The organism is Bartonella sp. AP40SXNS (genome assembly GCF_042195825.1).
Taxonomy (GTDB): domain Bacteria; phylum Pseudomonadota; class Alphaproteobacteria; order Rhizobiales; family Rhizobiaceae; genus Bartonella.
In genome coordinates this window covers 1-520 of the sequence record NZ_JBHIPB010000137.1, presented here as the reverse complement: position 1 = coordinate 520, position 520 = coordinate 1, and the positions used below count along the sequence as shown (strand labels likewise).

The window sequence follows — 520 nt, the reverse complement described above, 5'->3', positions numbered from 1 at the left end:
TTCTTGACACTGCGCTGTGGTATGACAGCACCTGGACGACAAATCGGCAAGTTTTTCTCTTTAAAAGTATAACACCAGTTACCTCTCCCTTTATAGTGGAATCCTGCTTGGAGCATGCAGGCATAAGTTGTTGCTTTAGCATTAATGCTCTGCTGTTGGTTTTCTGGAAAAACATCATAAGGGGTTGGCATACCACATTCTAACAATGCTTTTCCTATCTCCGTAAAATCTGCTCCAGACTTCTCCCACATACTTAGATACCCTGGAGGAGGCTTATCGATGTTACATCCAGCTACACTAACCAAAACTATTCCGCTTAATAATTTCAAGATTTGTTTCATTTTTTCCTCCCTGAATATTTTGAATAAATTGGCGTACGATTAGGTAATCCATAAAGCGATGTGCACTCATCACCGGCATGACCATAACAAGCATGAACACTGGGGTAGCCCTTAAATATTTGCCCTGCTTCTTTCCAGGGACCACTTCCAGGAGGTATTTGTTCAAAAGTGTAAGGATT

General features: G+C 41.3%; 1 protein-coding gene and 1 pseudogene. Both read right to left on the bottom strand.

Features of this window, described 5'->3' with window-relative positions; genetic code table 11:
• Positions 1-341: hypothetical protein (locus tag ACFILZ_RS10185; protein WP_375611105.1), on the bottom strand; the 341-nt coding region annotated here is incomplete at its 3' end.
• Positions 338-520 (bottom strand): annotated as a pseudogene (locus ACFILZ_RS10180) (hypothetical protein); the annotation flags it as partial. The pseudogene ACFILZ_RS10180 and the gene ACFILZ_RS10185, both read right to left, overlap by 4 nt.